The sequence below is a fragment of the Pseudomonas sp. B12(2026) genome, assembly GCF_057767015.1.
The window spans coordinates 3526547-3542009 of the sequence record NZ_CM173430.1; the positions used below are offsets into that span (position 1 = coordinate 3526547).

At 67.0% G+C, this 15463-nt stretch carries 11 protein-coding genes; 1 reads left to right on the forward strand and 10 read right to left on the reverse strand.

Annotation, left to right across the window (positions count from 1 at the left end):
- Window positions 1-9 precede the first annotated feature (9 nt).
- The 10 genes from AC3B6A_RS16410 to tssI form a co-directional block, all read right to left on the reverse strand.
- Window positions 10-5496 carry a trifunctional serine/threonine-protein kinase/ATP-binding protein/sensor histidine kinase gene (locus tag AC3B6A_RS16410; protein ID WP_488398269.1) on the reverse strand — a complete coding sequence of 1829 codons (5487 nt, stop codon included), beginning with the start codon at window positions 5494-5496 and terminating at the stop codon, window positions 10-12.
- A gap of 14 nt (window positions 5497-5510) precedes the next feature.
- On the reverse strand, window positions 5511-6182 hold the full coding sequence (locus AC3B6A_RS16415) for a response regulator transcription factor (protein ID WP_488398270.1): 672 nt from the start codon (window positions 6180-6182) through the stop codon (window positions 5511-5513).
- Between the two features lie 399 nt (window positions 6183-6581).
- Window positions 6582-9104, reverse strand: coding sequence for a Tle1 family T6SS lipase effector (locus AC3B6A_RS16420; protein ID WP_488403618.1), 2523 nt, complete (start codon window positions 9102-9104; stop codon window positions 6582-6584).
- Entirely contained in the window at window positions 9089-9628 is a 540-nt protein-coding gene (tli1a, locus tag AC3B6A_RS16425) for a Tli1a family immunity protein (RefSeq protein ID WP_488398271.1), read from the reverse strand. The genes AC3B6A_RS16420 and tli1a (AC3B6A_RS16425) overlap by 16 nt, the downstream gene beginning before the upstream one ends.
- Window positions 9613-10152 (reverse strand): Tli1a family immunity protein, encoded by a 540-nt coding sequence (gene tli1a / locus AC3B6A_RS16430; RefSeq protein ID WP_488398272.1) that lies wholly within the window; start codon window positions 10150-10152, stop codon window positions 9613-9615. The genes tli1a (AC3B6A_RS16425) and tli1a (AC3B6A_RS16430) overlap by 16 nt, the downstream gene beginning before the upstream one ends.
- Window positions 10137-10673 (reverse strand): Tli1a family immunity protein, encoded by a 537-nt coding sequence (gene tli1a / locus AC3B6A_RS16435; protein ID WP_488398273.1) that lies wholly within the window; start codon window positions 10671-10673, stop codon window positions 10137-10139. Before tli1a (AC3B6A_RS16435) ends, tli1a (AC3B6A_RS16430) begins: the two co-directional genes overlap by 16 nt.
- A complete protein-coding gene (tli1a, locus tag AC3B6A_RS16440) occupies window positions 10658-11197 on the reverse strand; it encodes a Tli1a family immunity protein (protein WP_488398274.1) in 540 nt (179 codons plus the stop codon). Before tli1a (AC3B6A_RS16440) ends, tli1a (AC3B6A_RS16435) begins: the two co-directional genes overlap by 16 nt.
- Window positions 11182-11727, reverse strand: coding sequence for a Tli1a family immunity protein (tli1a, locus tag AC3B6A_RS16445; RefSeq protein WP_488398275.1), 546 nt, complete (start codon window positions 11725-11727; stop codon window positions 11182-11184). Before tli1a (AC3B6A_RS16445) ends, tli1a (AC3B6A_RS16440) begins: the two co-directional genes overlap by 16 nt.
- Before the next feature lie 15 nt (window positions 11728-11742).
- Window positions 11743-12519, reverse strand: a complete 777-nt coding sequence (gene tla1, locus AC3B6A_RS16450; RefSeq protein WP_488398276.1) for a toxin Tle1 chaperone Tla1 — start codon at window positions 12517-12519, stop codon at window positions 11743-11745.
- A 20-nt stretch (window positions 12520-12539) separates the two neighbouring features.
- Window positions 12540-14624, reverse strand: coding sequence for a type VI secretion system tip protein TssI/VgrG (gene tssI, locus AC3B6A_RS16455; protein ID WP_488398277.1), 2085 nt, complete (start codon window positions 14622-14624; stop codon window positions 12540-12542).
- A 354-nt stretch (window positions 14625-14978) separates the two neighbouring features.
- Between tssI and AC3B6A_RS16460 the strand changes: the two genes are divergently transcribed.
- Complete coding sequence (locus AC3B6A_RS16460) at window positions 14979-15371, forward strand: response regulator transcription factor (RefSeq protein WP_488398278.1); 393 nt, start codon at window positions 14979-14981, stop codon at window positions 15369-15371.
- Window positions 15372-15463: the final 92 nt, after the last annotated feature.

Consider the following 15463-nt stretch of genomic DNA (forward strand, 5'->3'; position numbering starts at 1 on the left):
CCGGACGCCTCAGGAGCCGCCTTGCGCCGGCAGCGTGAACTGCACCACGGCCCCGCGCGGCGGGTTGGCGCCGGCCCAGAGGCGGCCGCCGTGGGAATCGATGATCGAGCGGCAGATCGACAGGCCCATGCCCAGGCCCGTGGCCTTGGTGGTGTAGAACGGCGTGAAGAGCTGCTCGGCGTTCGGCGCGGCGAACCCCGGCCCGGAGTCGCTGACGCTGACCAGCAGCCCGCCGTCGTCGTCCTGCGCGGTGACGATATCCAGCTGGCGCTCGCCGTCCGCCACCTCGCCCATCGCCTCCACCGCGTTGATGATCAGGTTGAGCAGCACCTGCTGCAGCTCCACGCGATCGCCCGCCGCCGCCGGCAGGTCCGGCGCCAGCCGCGTGCGCACGCTCACGCCGCCCTTGAGCGCCTGGCCACGGGTGAACTCGACCATCTCCAGGATCGCCGCATTGACGTCCACCGCCGTGCGCTGCGACGGCGCCTTGCGCAGCATCTCGCGGATGCGCTGGATCACCTCGGCGGCGCGGTTGGCGTCCTTGACGATGCGCCCGAGCACCTGCCCCACCTCGCCCAGCTGCGGCGGCTGCGCACCCAGCCAGCGCTGCGCGGCATTGGCGTTGGTGACGGTGGCGGCGATCGGCTGGTTCACCTCGTGGGCGATGGACGCGGCCAGCTGGCCCATGGTCGCCACGCGGTTGGCGTGGGCCAGTTCGGTCTGCACCTCGCGGTAGCGCCGCTCGCTCTGGCGCACCTGTTCCTCGGCGCGCTTGCGCTCGCTGAGGTCGAGCACGAAGGCCACGCCCTCCCGGCGCCCGGCCTCGAAGGGCGCCAGGCCGATGATCACCGGCAGCCGGCTGCCGTCGCGCTTCAGGTATTCGCGCTCGAAGGGCGGCGCGCTGCCGTCCCGGATCGCCGCCATCACGGTCAGCTCGCTTTCCGCGCGGACCTCGGCGGGCACCAGGTTGCGCCAGCGCAGGCGCCCCGCGGCGACATCCTCGCGCGCGTAGCCGAACATGCGCAGGAAGGCGTCGTTGGCTTCAAGAATGTCGCCGTCGGCGCTCCAGACGATGATGCCGATGATGTTGGCGTCGACCAGCCGGCGGATCTTCGCCTCGCGCTCGGCGACGTCGCGGTACAGCCGGGCGTTCTCCAGGGAGCTCGCCGCCTGGGACGCCACCAGCTTGAGCACCGCCGTGCGCGCCGGGCTGAAGGCCCGCGCGGTGAGGTTGTTCTCCAGGTACAGCGCGCCGCTGAGCTGGCCCTGGTTCATCAGCGGCAGGCAGAGGATCGAGCGCGCCTGCCGCCCGTGCACGTACGGGTCGGCGGCGAACCCGGGGTCGGCCACGGCATCGTTGAGCACCAGGCTCTGCCGGGTGCGCAGCACCTGGTAGAGGATCGTTTCCGGCAGCAGCGCGCCGTCCACCGGGGTGTCGCGCAGCTGCAGGCGCGGCGCGGCGTCGTCGACGGTCGCCTCCGCCACCACCCGCGGCTCGCCGTCGCGGCACAGCAGCAACAGGCCCCGTTCGGCGCCGGCCTGCTCGATGGCGGTGCGCATCACGCTGTCCACCAGCCGCTCCAGCACGATCTCGCCGGAGATGGTCTGCAGCACCTTGAGCACCGTGCCCAGGTCGAGCTGCTCCACCGGCGCGGCCATGGTCGCCGTGGCACCGGGCGCGGGCGACTCCAGCGCGAGCTGGGGATGGCGCGCCTCCAGTTGCGACACCTTGCCGTCGGCGCCCCAGCGCCGGTAGCAGTCGCGCGCCTCCAGCAGGTAGACCCGGGCGATCCGGCCGAGCCCCTGCGCGGCGTAATGACCGGCCGCGAGCTCGCTGGCCAGCGCCTCGACCTGGGTGAAACCGCCCGCCTGCGCCGCATGGATGGCCTGCTCGTAGAGCGGCCCGGCGTCGGCCAGGCGCCGCTCCAGGCGGGCGATCTCGGCGTCCAGCAGGAGGATGTGGCAGGCGAAGTTCTCCGGGCACAGCCGCGCCCAGGCCTGCAGGTCGTCGCGGTGCGCGCGCACGGCGCGCAGATGGTCGCCGGCCTCAATGTCGGCGCCGGCCAGGGCCGCGCGGGACAGGCCGTCGAAGAAGTGGTATTCGGCCTCTTCGAGGAAGGAGTCGGACGTGCTGAAGTGTGGCTGGGCCTGCGCCGCCGCTTCGCTGGCGGCCTGGTATTCGCCGGCGAGGTAGCGGGCCTGCAGCTTGCGCACCCAGTACCAGCAGGCCAGCACCTTGGAGGCGCCGCCCAGCTCCCGCTCGACCGCGGCCTCGCTGTAGCCGTCGGCATCGAGGCAGCCGAAGACGGGCGTCGCGCCGCGCAGCATGCGGATCATCGCCAGCTGGCTGTCGAGGAAGGCGATCACCAGGCTGAAGCGCACCCGGCTGGCGTAGGCCATGCCGCGTTCGGCCTCGGCGTGCAGCGCCGCCAGCGGCTCGCCGGCGAAGAACAGGTTGGACACCAGGATGTTGCAGGCGAAGGCGCCGAACGGCAGGTCGCCGACGCGGTTCGCCGCGTTGAAGGCGCGCTGCAGCAAGGCGCTGCAGTCGCGCACCGGTTGCGCCCAGCGCGCCACGAACAGCGCGAAGGACAGGCAGGTGCGCGCCTCGTAGCGCTCCAGGCGGCGGCGGTCGACCAGCTCGCAGCCGAGCCGGCCGAAGCGGAAGCCCGCCGGGTAGTCGCCGAAGCGCCGGCCGGCGATGCGCGGGATATTCGCGTAGGCCACGCAGGAGGCATCGCTGTTGCCGTATTCGAGGCTGAGGGTGATGGCCCGGCAGATGGTCAGGCAGGCCAGGTTCTCGTCGGTGTGCAGGGCCGGCGAGAACAGCGTGGTCAGCACCTCGATGGCGGCCAGGGCGGATTCGTCGCGCATCGGCGGCAGTTCGATGAGCTGCTTGATCTGCCGCTCGCCGAGTTGCGTCCAGATGCGCTGGTACTCGCGCTGCACCGCCGCGTCGTCCGGGTGGACCGGCCAGTCGATGCCCTGGCCGCGGAGGAAGTCGAGGCAGGTCGCCACCGCGTCCTCGCGGCGGTCGAGCAGCAGGTGGATGTCCACCAGCAGGCAGGCCACCTGGGTGCGCTCGGCGATGTTTTCCACGTGCCCGGCAAGCCGGTGCAGGCGCGCTTCGGCGGCGGCCAGCTGGCCACCGACGAACTCGCATTCGGCGCAGCCCCATTCCAGGGCGAACAGCAGCTCGCGCCGCCGCTGCCAGTGCGAGGCGTCGAGCAGTTCCACGCCCTTGGCGAAGTAGCTGAGCGCCGAGACATAGGCGGCGGACGCCTTGGCCCGCTGCCCGGCGAGCAGGTTGAGCTCGGCCAGTTGCTCCCGCTCGGCGGCGGTGCCGATCAGCCCGGCGCCACGGTTGAGCTGGCCGACGATCTCGAAGATCGACTCCTCGCGCTGCTGCGGCGGCGTCTGCGCGGCGAGCAGGCGGCCGATGCGCAGGTGCGCGGCGGCGCGCTCGTCCGGGGGGATCAGCGAATAGGCGGCCTCGTGGATGCGGTCGTGGGCGAAGGCGAACGCGTCCTCCAGCGGCTCCACCAGCTCCTGGCGGATCGCCTCCCACAGGGCCTTGCGCAACTGCGTGCGGGGCAGGTCGAGCACGCTGGAGAGCGTGCCGCTGTCGGCCAGGTGGCCCAGGCAGGCGAGCTGCTGCAGGACCTGGCGGGTCTGCGCCGGCAGGCGCGCCAGCTTGTCGAGCATCAGGTCGACGACGTTGTCGGTGTAGCCCTTGGCGTGGATGCGCGCGGTATCCCAGCGCCACGCCCGGGCCTCGTAGTCGAAGGCCAGCAGGCCCTCCTCGGCGAGGGCCTGGAGGAACTGGATGGTGAAGAACGGGTTGCCGGCGGTCTTTTCCAGCACCAGCTGCGCCAGCGCTTCGATCTGCCCGCGCGGGCAGTGCAGCGCCTCGGCGATCAGCTGCTCGATGTGCCGGCGGCCCAGCGGCGCCAGGCTGACTTCCTCGATCCGCACCTGCGCCGCCGCCAGCTTGCGCAGGGTGAGGCTCAGCGGATGGCTGTCGTCCACCTCGTTGCTGCGGTAGGCGCCGACCAGCAGCATGTGGCGCAGCTCGGCGCCGCTCAGCAGGTCGTCCAGCAGGTCGAGGGTCGCCGCGTCCAGCCATTGCAGGTCGTCGAGGAACAGCGCCAGGGGATGCTCCGCCCGCGCGAACACCCCGATGAAGCGCTTGAGCACCCGCAAGAAACGGCGGTGCGCCTGCTGCGGGTCGAGCGCCGGCAGCTCCGGTTGCTCGCCGACGATCAGCCGCAGTTCGGGGATCAGCTCGGTCATCAGCCGCCCCTCGTCCCCGAGCGCCTCCGCCAGGGCCTCGCGCCAGCGCGCCAGTTCGCGCTCGCGCTTGCCCAGCAGCATGCGCACCAGGTTCTGGAACGCCTGCACCAGGGTGGCGTAGGGGATGTTGCGCTTGTACTGGTCGAACTTGCCCGCGGCGAACAGGCCGCGCGGCGGCACCAGCGCCTTGTGCAGTTCGTTGACCACCGAGGACTTGCCGATCCCGGAATAGCCGCTGACCAGCAGCAGCCCCGGCGCCTCGCCGGCGACGCTGCGCTCGAAGGCGGCGACCAGGGTGGCCACCTCCTCCTCGCGGCCGTAGAGCTTCTCGGGGATCAGCAGGCGGTCCGGCACGCTGTGCGCGTCCAGCGCGAATTCCTCCAGGGGCCGCCCGGCCTCCCGGTCCGCCAGGCAGCGGCGCAGGTCGTATTCGAGGCCGGCGGCGCTCTGGTAGCGCTCCTCGGCGGTCTTGGCCAGCAACTTCATGACCAGCCGCGACAGCACCGCGGGAATGCCCGGCACCCGCCGGTCGGGCGGCGCCGCCTGGCGGGCGATATGGCAATGCACCCACTCCATGGCATCGCTGGCGGCGAACGGCAGGTCGCCGGTGAGCATCTGGTAGAAGGTCACGCCCAGGGCGTAGAGGTCGCTGCGCGAGTCGATCGAGCGGTTCATCCGCCCGGTCTGCTCCGGCGCCATGTAGGCCAGGGTGCCGGCGAGGGTCTCCGGCGGCTCCGGCGCCTGGCGCTCGCGCGGCAGCCGCGAGGCCAGGCCGAAGCCGGTCAGGCGCGGGCCGCCGTCGGCGCAGTCGACCAGGATATGCGCGGGCTTCAGGTCCTTGTGCAGCAACGCCCGCTGGTGCAACCGGCCCAGCGCGGCGGCGATGCCCACGGCCAGGTGCAGGAAGCGCTCGATGGGCATGGGCGCCCCGAGCAGGGCGGAAAGCGGCTCGCCACCGGGGTCGCGCAGCACCAGCAGGGTCCGCCCGTCTTCGCGCAGCAGCTCCTGCGGGCACAGGGCCCAGGCGTCGTCCAGTTCGTCGCGCAGGCCGAGTTCGTGGCTCAGCCGCTCCAGGCAGGCGGCCGACGCGGGTTCTGCGGCCGGCCGCGCGAGCAGCACGGCGACGCCCTCGCGGCGCGGGTGCGGCCCACGGCTGAAGACCCGCTCGCCGTCGCCCCACGAAAGCTGCCGTGCGCTGTCCATCCCCGCGCCCCGCTTCAGGACGACCGGCACAACTGCGGCGCGACGCCCAGGGCCTCGGCCGTGCGCACCAGGTCGGCCACCGAGCGCACCGCCAGCTTCTTCATCAGCTGCCCGCGGTGGACCTTCACCGTCACCTCGCTGAGGTTCAGTTCGGCGGCGATCTGCTTGTTCATCAGGCCGGCCACCACGAAGCCCATGACCTCCCGCTCGCGGCTGGTCAGCGCGGCGTAGGCCTCGCGCAGCCCGGCGCTGCTCCGCTCGGCGGCGAGCCGTTCGCTGTCCCTGGCCAGGGCGCTGGCCACGGCGTCGAGCATGTCCTGGTCGCGGAACGGCTTGGCGAGGAAGTCGACCGCGCCGGCCTTCATCGCCTTCACCGTCATGGCGATATCGCCGTGGCCGGTCATGAACACGATGGGGATGCGCAGGCCGTTCTTCTCGATGCGCTCCTGGAAGGCCAGGCCGCTTTCGCCGCGCAGGCGCACGTCGAGCACCAGGCAGCTGGGCGCGTCCTCGCGGGGGAAGGCGAGAAAGTCCTCGGTGGACTCGAAGATTTCCACCTGCAGGCCGATGGAACGCAGCAGGCCGGAGAGCGCCAGGCGCATCGACTCGTCGTCGTCGACCACGTAGACCACCGGGTCGTTGGGGCCGGCGGCTGCATGGCCCGCCTTCGGTTGCGACCCATTCATTTGACTTGCTCTCCTGTGACCGGATGCGCGCGAAAAATCTAGTCCATGACACCCGGCCCGACAACGCGCCGGCACGCCGGCCGGACAGGTGACACGCGGGAGGCCGGACGCCGGCGAAGCCGCCGATGTTAGCGCCGCGCCGCCGGGCCCACCAGGGTGGAGGTTCCGGGTTGTCGACCCGCGCCGTGGCGGCAATGCCGCGGCGGGCGCGGGCATTCGTCATTAGTGCCCGGGAACCGGCCGAAGTTTCCTACGGGTGAGCCACGGTACCTGGCGCCGTAGGGAAACTCCGGACAAGTCAGCCACAGATGGGAGGGAAAGGCAGGCTACCCAGGCAGCGAGGTCCTGGCTGGCGAGCAACAGGGCGGTGGCGCCCCATTGCAGAAGGCTCCTCCAGGGTCAGTTGAGTGCGCCATCCAGCGCTTCGCCGGCCACGGCCAGCCAGTCGGTCTTCTCCTTCGCCACGCGGGCCGCGTCCGCCTTCTGGTGGGCGCGCAGGATGCTCTGCAGGTCCGGCGTGGTGGCGGTGGCTTCGCTGAGCGGGACGGGCGGCGGCAGGGCGGCGGCCATGCCGAGCAGGTCGCCGGTGTCCTGGCTGAAGCTGCGCAAGGCTTTGGGAACTTCCTGAATGGGCAGGGCGATGCCGCTGAGGGTGTCGAACGCGCTGATCGCCGGAACACCCAGCTCCGGCAAGCCGGTGCGGCCCAGCAGAACCGGGGTGGCCAGCGAGGGCAGCGACAGCCCCACCAGCCAGCGCGGGTCGCGGCGCTTGATGGTCAGGCCGATGCTGGCCAGCGCGATGGCCACGCCCATCACCTGCACACCGGTGGCCAGCAGGCCGAGGTGCTTGTTGCTGCGGTTGTCGAAGAACACGCAGCGGTCGCGGAAATAGTCGCTCCAGATTTCGCGGTCGTTGATCTGCGCATTCATGAACCAGGCGCGGGAGTCGTGCACCTGGTCGTCGAACAGCGCGACGATCCGCGCCATCGGCTCGCCGCGCGGCGTGTCGCTGCCGTCGTGGAACATCCTCGCGAACTGCGCCGTGCCCTCCTCGCGGATGCGCTGGTATTCCTCGGCTTCATCCACCTCGTTGGTCATGTAGACGATGCCGCCGAGCAGCACGTTGGCCAGCTTGCCGATGCTGAAACCGCAATCGGTGGCCAGCGACCACTGCTGGTAGTAATCACGGAGGAATTCTTCCGCGCCTTTCTGCAATTGCCAGTGGTCGAGCTTGGGGTCGTAGTCCTTATTGGTGTTGGGCGCGCTGGGCGCCTGACCGGTACGGCGGAAGTACTTGTCGGCAACGGCCTGGGCCCTGGCCCGTTCGGCTTCTTCGGCGGCGCTCAGCGACAGGGGATTGGGGTCCTTGGGATTTTCGAGCCTGTACGCTTCCTGCTTGAGCTCCAGCCTGTGCAGGGTTTCGAAGGCTTTGCGCTCCTCCGGCCCGACATCGGTCCTGCAGCTCTGGTAGTAACTCAGATGCTCCTGCCCGTGCTCGGCGAAGCGGGAAATGCGCCAGCCGGTGATCAGTGCGGTTTCCCGTTTGAGCATGTCTTCCAGCGGGCCGCCTTGCAGGTGATCGGCCCAGGTGTTGAAGCGGGTGACAAGTTCGGCAGATATGGCGAACTCCTTAGCTGTGCTGGCACCCATTTTCAGCCATGGCCAGCTCTGCATCTGGTTATCGTCCATTGCATATTCTGGGACTTGCAAGGGAGCACCGGCCCGAAAGGCTTCGTCATACATGTGATGTAACGCCACCTGAGACAACACATGCTCCATCCCTGTCCTGGCCTTGCCCTGGTCGCCGGGCGGATAGCCGCCGCCAACATCCGAGTGCATGCCGGGATAGAGGCATTCCTCGGTGCCGGCGCGATAGGTCGAGGGGCTGTCGTCGGCCTTCGGGTCCTGCGGGCGCCGGATGGAGTCCAGCGGGAAGCAGGCGCGCTGCTCATGAGCCGCCACCAGGTGCACGCAACGCTTGAGGAAATGCTCATCATCGGGCAGCCGCTGGGTGCCATTGGCCCAGCTCATGTGGCCGCTGCAGAACGGCACCAGGTCCGGCAGGCCCACGGTCGCGACGGTGTCGAAGATGCCGAGGAATTCCACGCAGATTTCAACACCGGCGAACAAGTAACGGCCATCCTCCTGCCGGCACAGTTCAGCCAGCCAGTTGACGAAGGTGCGCGCCTCCGCCGCACCACGGGAGAAGCCGTAGACATACAGCTGGATGCCCAGCAGCTGCGGTTTTGGCCGCGCGGCTATGGCGGCCTGCAATTCTTCGATTTCGGGGCGCAATGCCGCTTCGCGGTTGCCGGTGCCGTTGTCCAGATTGCCCAGGGTGGCGTAGTCCAGCACATCGCTGCTGGCCATGGCTTCCACGAGCTTGTAGGCCTCATCGTCCTCCAGCAATGACAACCCCAGCTCCTGCTTGAGGGCATAGACCAGGCGGGTCAGCCCCCAGTTGATACGATTCTCGCCTCCAAAGGCCGCCTTCAGACCCCAAGCCTCCGGCTTGTATTCGTGGACTTCCTTGAAGACGGTGCCCACGCCCGGCAGGTAGTAACGATAGAACACACGTTTGCCGTCGCCTTTACCCACCACTTCCTTATCCAGGCTGGCGTGAAACAGCCGTGCCACATTGGTGGTAGTGGGCGGTTTTGCCTTGCTGTCAGATGGCTCATGGTTGTTGGTCCCATCGAAGCACAGGGTCACGAATAGCGTCTTGGCGCAGGGTGGAAGGACCACTTTGCCTTGCTCAGCACCGAGCTGCTGCTCAAGCAGTTCAGCGTGCCGGTAGCGCTGGTTCTGCACGCGGAAATTGGCGGCCACTTGCTGGGGAGTGGAAGGCAGCAAGCCACCTTCCCGCATTTTCGGCGCCTTGAGGGCGGATTGAGGGACTGGATGATTCATTGTGCTGGACATGTTTTGGGCTCTTCCATGTTGCCTGGATACTGATAGGGATGATCTGGCCGGCCGACATACGTTGTGCCGGCGGCCACTTTCACTTGGTTGCACGGCAGGAAATGCACGCTAACCCTGCCAAGGGCTTCATAGGGCGCAACCTCAACCACGGCGCGGTGGCGGGTGTAGTGGGATTCATGCTCCCCCATGCGCTTGTTCCAGGCGTCGGAAAATACTTTTTCCGACCACTTCCCATAGGCGTAGGGATCCGGATCCTTCTCCCACTCCACCACCACGGTCAGGCCGGGACGCCATTTCACGGGCATCACGGCGCAGCAGGTTTCCCCACCGCCGCCCTGGTTCGGCCCGAGATTGGGGCCACCGGCGCCATTGACGCTGAACGAGTTGATGGCCGCGCTGGTGTGGTTGTAGCCAACGATGGGCGCGCCCAAGTATTCGGGCGTTTGCGCCGAACAGGCAGTAAGCGAAAGCCCGGAGAGCAGGACACAGCCGAGGTGATTCAAGCGAGTTATGTAGCTGGACATGTTTTGGGCTCCTCCATGTTCCCGGGGAATTTGTAGGGGTAATTCGGATGTCCGTAGACCTCGATCCCGGCGGTGACTTTGATTTGGTTGCACGGCAGGAAATGCACCGCGACAGCACCCAGGTCGTTGTAGGGCGCCACCTCCGCGACGGCACGATGGTGGGTGTAGTGGGATTCATGCTCTTCCATGCGCTTGTTCCAGGCGTCGGAGAACATGGGTTCCGGCCATTGGCGAGATGCACCAACGTTGGGGTCCTTCTCCCACTCCACCACCACGGTCAGGCCGGGACGCCATTTCACAGGCATCACGGCGCAGCAGGTTTCCTTGCCACCGCCCTGCCCCGGCCCGACATTGGGGCCACCGGCGCCATTGACGCTGAACGAGTTGATGGCCGCGCTGGTGTGGTTGTAGCCAACGATGGGCGCGCCCAGGTATTCGGGCGTTTGCGCCGAGCAGGCAGTAAGCGAAAGCCCGGCGAGCAGGACGCAGCCGAGATGACTCAAGCGAGTTATGCGGCTGGGCATGTCTTGGGCTCCTCCAAATCGAGCGAATCTTTCACGGCGTATGCAGGGTGGCCGTATACCTCAACTGATGCGGTGACATTGACCTGATTGCAGGGCAGGAAATGCACGCTAACTGCTCCAAGGCGCTCATAGGGCGCGACTTCCACAACAGCGCGGTGGCGGGTGTAGTGGGATTCATGCTCTTCCATGCGCTTGTTCCAGGCATCGGAGAACATTGGCTCGGGCCACTTGCCATATCCACGAGGTTGAGGGTCCTTCTCCCACTCCACCACCACGGTCAGGCCGGGGTGCCATTTCATCGGCATGGTCACGCAGCAGTTTTGTCCTCCGCCACCATGGGGACCAACATTGGGGCCGCCAGCGCCGTTAACACTGAAATGATTGATAGCAGCCGAGGTATGGCTATAACCCTCTATGGGCGCCCCCAGGTATTCTGGTGATTGCGCCGAGCAGGCGGTAAGCGAAAGCCCGGCGAGCAGGACGCAGCCGAGCGAGCTCAAGCGACTCATTGCGCTGGACATGTCTTGGGCTCTTCCATGTTGCCTGGATACTGATAGGGATAATCCGGACGACCGAGATAAGAAGTCCCGGCAGCGACTTTCACCTGATTGCACGGCAGGAAATGCACACCGACCTCGCCGAGTGCCTCATAAGGCGCCACTTCAACAACGGCGCGGTGGCGGGTGTAGTGGGATTCATGCTCTTCCATGCGCTTGTTCCAAGCGTCGGAGAACATGGGTTCCGGCCATTGGCGAGATGCACCAACGTTAGGGTCCTTCTCCCATTCCACCACCACAGTCAGACCGGGACGCCATTTCACAGGCATCACGGCGCAGCAGGTTTCCCCACCACCGCCCTGGTTCGGCCCGAGATTGGGGCCGCCAGCGCCATTGACGCTGAACGAGTTAATGGCCGCCCGGGTGTGGTTGTACCCAGTGATAGGCGCACCCAAGTATTCGGGCGTTTGCGCCGAACAGGCGGCGAGCGAAAACCCGGCGAGCAGAACGCAGCCGAGGCGATTCAAGCGAGTTATGTAGCTGGACATGTTTTGGGCTCCTCCATGTTCCCGGGGAATTTGTAGGGGTAATTCGGATGTCCGTAGATCTCGATTCCGGCAGTGACCCTGATTTGGTTGCACGGCAGGAAATGCACACCGACCTCACCGAGTGCCTCATAAGGCGCCACCTCAACCACGGCGCGGTGGCGGCTATTTAGCTTTTCATCTTCGGCCGCCGCTTTGTTCCAGGCCTCGGAAAACGGTGGCTGAGGCCAGTTTTTTGAGGCGTAAGGGGTAGGGTCTTTCTCCCACTCCACCACCACGGTCAGGCCGGGACGCCATTTCACAGGCATCACGGCGCAGCAGGTTTCACCGCCGCCGCCCTGGTTCGGCCCGAGATTGGGGCCGCCGGCGCCATTGACGCTGAACGAGTTGATGGCCGCCTGGGTGTGGTTGTACCCAGTGATAGGCGCCCCCAGGTATTCAGGGGTCTGCGCCGAGCAGGCAGTAAGCGAAAGCCCGGCTAGCAGGACTGGCACGGCGCGAACCGCGCGCTGGAAGATATCGAGGCGTTGCATGGTTGCTCCGTGCGGTCAGGCGAAGTTCGTGGGGCTCGCGTATGCGGTGAGCCATGTGTGCAGGTAGCGATCCTGCTCAGCGGTGGGCACGGCCTCGCGCCTCGCGACGCGCAGGCCATGCACAAGGAGGCGAAGCAAGGCCTCTTCACTCTGCATGCCGTAGTCCTGGCGGCGCAGGGAATGGGTTTCCCGGTATTGGTGGGCGTAGTGCCAGTCGAGGATTTCGGCGATCTGCGCCGGCTTCAGCGTCAGCGGCGCAAGCTCGGCGGGCAACTCATGCGCGGCCTGCGGCCGGCCAGGCAACTGCGCAGGCTGGCCGTCGCGGTCGCGCCAGTGCCAGCTGAGGGCGGCGGCGTGGAAGACGCGACTCTCCTCCGGACTCAACGTTTCGCAGCAGGCGAGGAACAGGTGCGGGTCGAAGTAGCGCAGCAGGCCACTGTCGCCTTTGCCCCAGTGGGCCTGGGTGAAGTGGCGCAAGTGGCTGGCCAGTTCGTCGAACGGCCAGCGGCTGAACAGTGCCAGCAAGCGGCTGCACCCGAGGTCGATGGCCAACTGACGAAGCATGCCGTTGTGCTTGGGGACGTCCAGGCGCAGGCGCCACAAGTGGGGGCCGAATTCGGCGATGGCCTGCTCTGGGGTGCCGTCGAGCAGGCGCATGGTGGCGACGCCTTCGATGGGTTCGGGCAGGGGCGTATCGAGCCCGGTGGCATCGATCAGCAGGTCGACGCAGGGCAGTTGGTGACTGTCGGCCTGCCGGTGCAGCAGGTCGAGCCAGGCATGGGTCTGGGGCATGGGTCGTTCCTTGACGTGGGTTAGCGGGCTACCAAGGCTTGTTGCTGCTTGCGGGCCAGTTCCAGGCATTCCTTGCACACCACGGGCTGGGGCTTATCCGCGCAGGCGGTGAGCGTGGCGATAGTCGAATCGGGCAGACCGATTGACATGGCGGCCGGTACGGGGACAAGGGTGCCGGCAGTGGCCGGCGAGAGTGGTGTGGGCAGTAACGGGACGGCCGGCGTACCGGGAATCGGCGCGCCGCCCAGGACGATGGGCACGCTGCTCCAGATGCCGCCGGGGCCGATCAGGATGTGCTGGCCGCCACCCTTGAGGCTGAGGCTGGCGCCGGCATCGATGACGATGTTCGCACCGGCCTTGAGGTGGATTTGCTGCCCGGCCTGTACGGTGAGTACCTGGCCAATCTGCTGATGACTGGTGCCGGCGACGGTCAGGTGGTCGCTGCCGCCCAACTGCACCTTGCGCTCGCCGTGGGTAAGGCGCTGCTCTTCGGCGTGCAGCTCGCTGTAGCTGTTGCCCTGGATGTTCTGCCGACGCTCGTTGTCGATGTGGGTGCGGCTGTCGTTGAGGATATGGGTTTGCATGTCGCGCTGGGCGCGCACGGAGATCAGCTCGCTGCCGGTGCGGTCCTCCAGGTACAACTCGTTGTAGCCGCCGCTGCCCGGCGTGCTGTGGCTGCGGAAGACGCTGCGGGTCTTGTGGGCGGGCAGTGGATGGGGAACCGGCGTTTGCCGGTTAGCAATGACAGAGATGCATATCGGAAAATCCACATCACCGTTTTCATAGACAATCAGCGCCTCCATGCCGATGCGCGGGATGACCACGCTGCCATACCGGGCGCCGGCCCAGTTGGAGGCCACCCGCACCCAGCAACTGCTCTGCTCGGGATTCTCGTCGTCCCGGCGATCCCACGGGAAGACCACCTTGATGCGGCCGTATTCATCGGTGTGGATGCCGGTCTGGTCGTCGTTCGGGCCGGTGACGCGGGCGGTTTGCGTGTCATGGATGCGCGGCTTGGGATGCCGCAGGGCCGGGCGCCAGATGGCGTCCCAGGGCGTGGCCTGGAACTGGTTGCGGTAGCCCTGGCGGAAGTCCGGGTCGACCGGTTGGTCAAGGCCGTCCTCCTGCAGCACCTGGGGCTGGCGGCCCTGGTGAATGATCCCCGTAATGAGCCAGAGCTCGTTCCACTGGGCACGGGGATGGTCGGTCAGCGGCAGGAAACGACCACTGTGCAGCAGAGGCTGGTCACTCTCGGCGTCGGCCTGGATGCGGTCGCAGCTGTGGCGCTCCAGGGTGCGGGCGGCGCGCTGCTTGCCGGTGGCTTCGTCGCTGAAGGCGGCGGGAAAGGCGTAATCCTCCAGCACAGGCAGACCGTCGAGCTTCTTCCGCGCCTGAAGCTGGATGTGGGGCTTTTCGAAGGAGTAATCGCGACGCACGACGGCATTGCTGCGGGTCGCCACGCGCACACCGAACTGATGGATCACCGGCTGATCGGTGACCTGGCCGCTGTGTGGCTGGTAGGCGACCGGCGCGAGCCTGGGGAACACCGTCTGGTCATCGCCGAACACCAGCACGTGGCGGTCGCGTTCCCAGCGCCAGTGGTAGCTCAGACCCAGCTCTTCACACAGGCGGTTGACGAAGTGGAGGCTGTCTTCGTACTGCACGCAGTACTCGCGCTTGGGATATTGCTGGCTGAGCTGGAAGCGGAAGCCGTCGCCTTCGAGGATGCCGTGCTGCTGAAGCACCTCGCGAAGCACTTCCGGCACCGACTTGGAAGTGAAGATACGTTGCTGGTGGTGAAACCTCAGGTAATCCAGGTGCGGCACCAGTTCGAGCTGGTAGTGCGTCAGGCGCGGTCCGCTCTCGCCCTGGCTGACCTGCTGGAGCAGGCCGTGAACGCCTTGCCCGGCGTCATCGAACTGCAGGAAGGCCGGTTTGTGCAGCAGCACTTCGAGGTCCAGGTCGGCACGCTCGCTGATGCAGTCGATGACGAAGCGGTACGGCGTGTTCAGGGCCTCTTCGCCGCGGAAGGACAGGACTTCCAGGTCATGGCGGACGCCAGGAATGTCGAGGGTGAAATGGTGGGCGGTGAGCGTAGTGGACACTGCGGACTCCGTTCATGGCAGGAAAGCCACGCATGGGAGCAGTCACGCTAAAAGACGTATGCCAGTCGCTTCCGAAGCCGGTTGGTTCTTTTTCGTCAGACCCGATAGGCCAAAGCCACATTTTCCGGCTATTTCTACGACAAGGTGCGCACCTGTCACTCCAAGGCCCGTAGGTATGAAGTTCCCCCCGAGGGCGCCACACGCAACGGCGGAAAGTTGCCGGCAATAACACGCTCAACGAACGGCGGAAGTTCATTGGCGGAATATCCGCCGACTATACCTAGGTGTACTTCTCTGCATTATCCGACGGCGTATTTTTGAATGTACGAGAGGCACCGTCATCAGCGAGTCGACATGTCCGAGGAAACAGCGAGCCGTACCCGAACCGTCATCGCAGTCGTCGACGACGATGAGTCCGTTCGCGCCGCGCTGGAGAGCCTGCTGAGGTCCGGCGGCTATTGCGTGCGCAGCTATGGCGATGCCGCCGGCTTCCTCGCTTCCGACTCGCCGGAGGCGGCCCACTGCCTGATCTCCGACATCCAGATGCCCGGCATGAGCGGCCTGCAGCTGCACGAAAGGCTCGTCGCCCGGGGCCTGCGCATTCCCACCCTGTTCGTCAGCGCCTCCCCCGGGGCGGCCCTGGGCCCCGCCACCGGCATTCCCGGCGTGGTCGCCCGCCTGCCCAAGCCCTTCGACGCCGAGCGCCTGCTGGAGTGCGTCGAGATCGCCCTGCGCCAGCCCCGCTGAAGTTGCCCGCGCACGTTCGCCGGCACGCCTGACATATACCTGGGTATATATCCGCTACACCAATGCATGATCCCGCTAGTCGCATGTAGAAG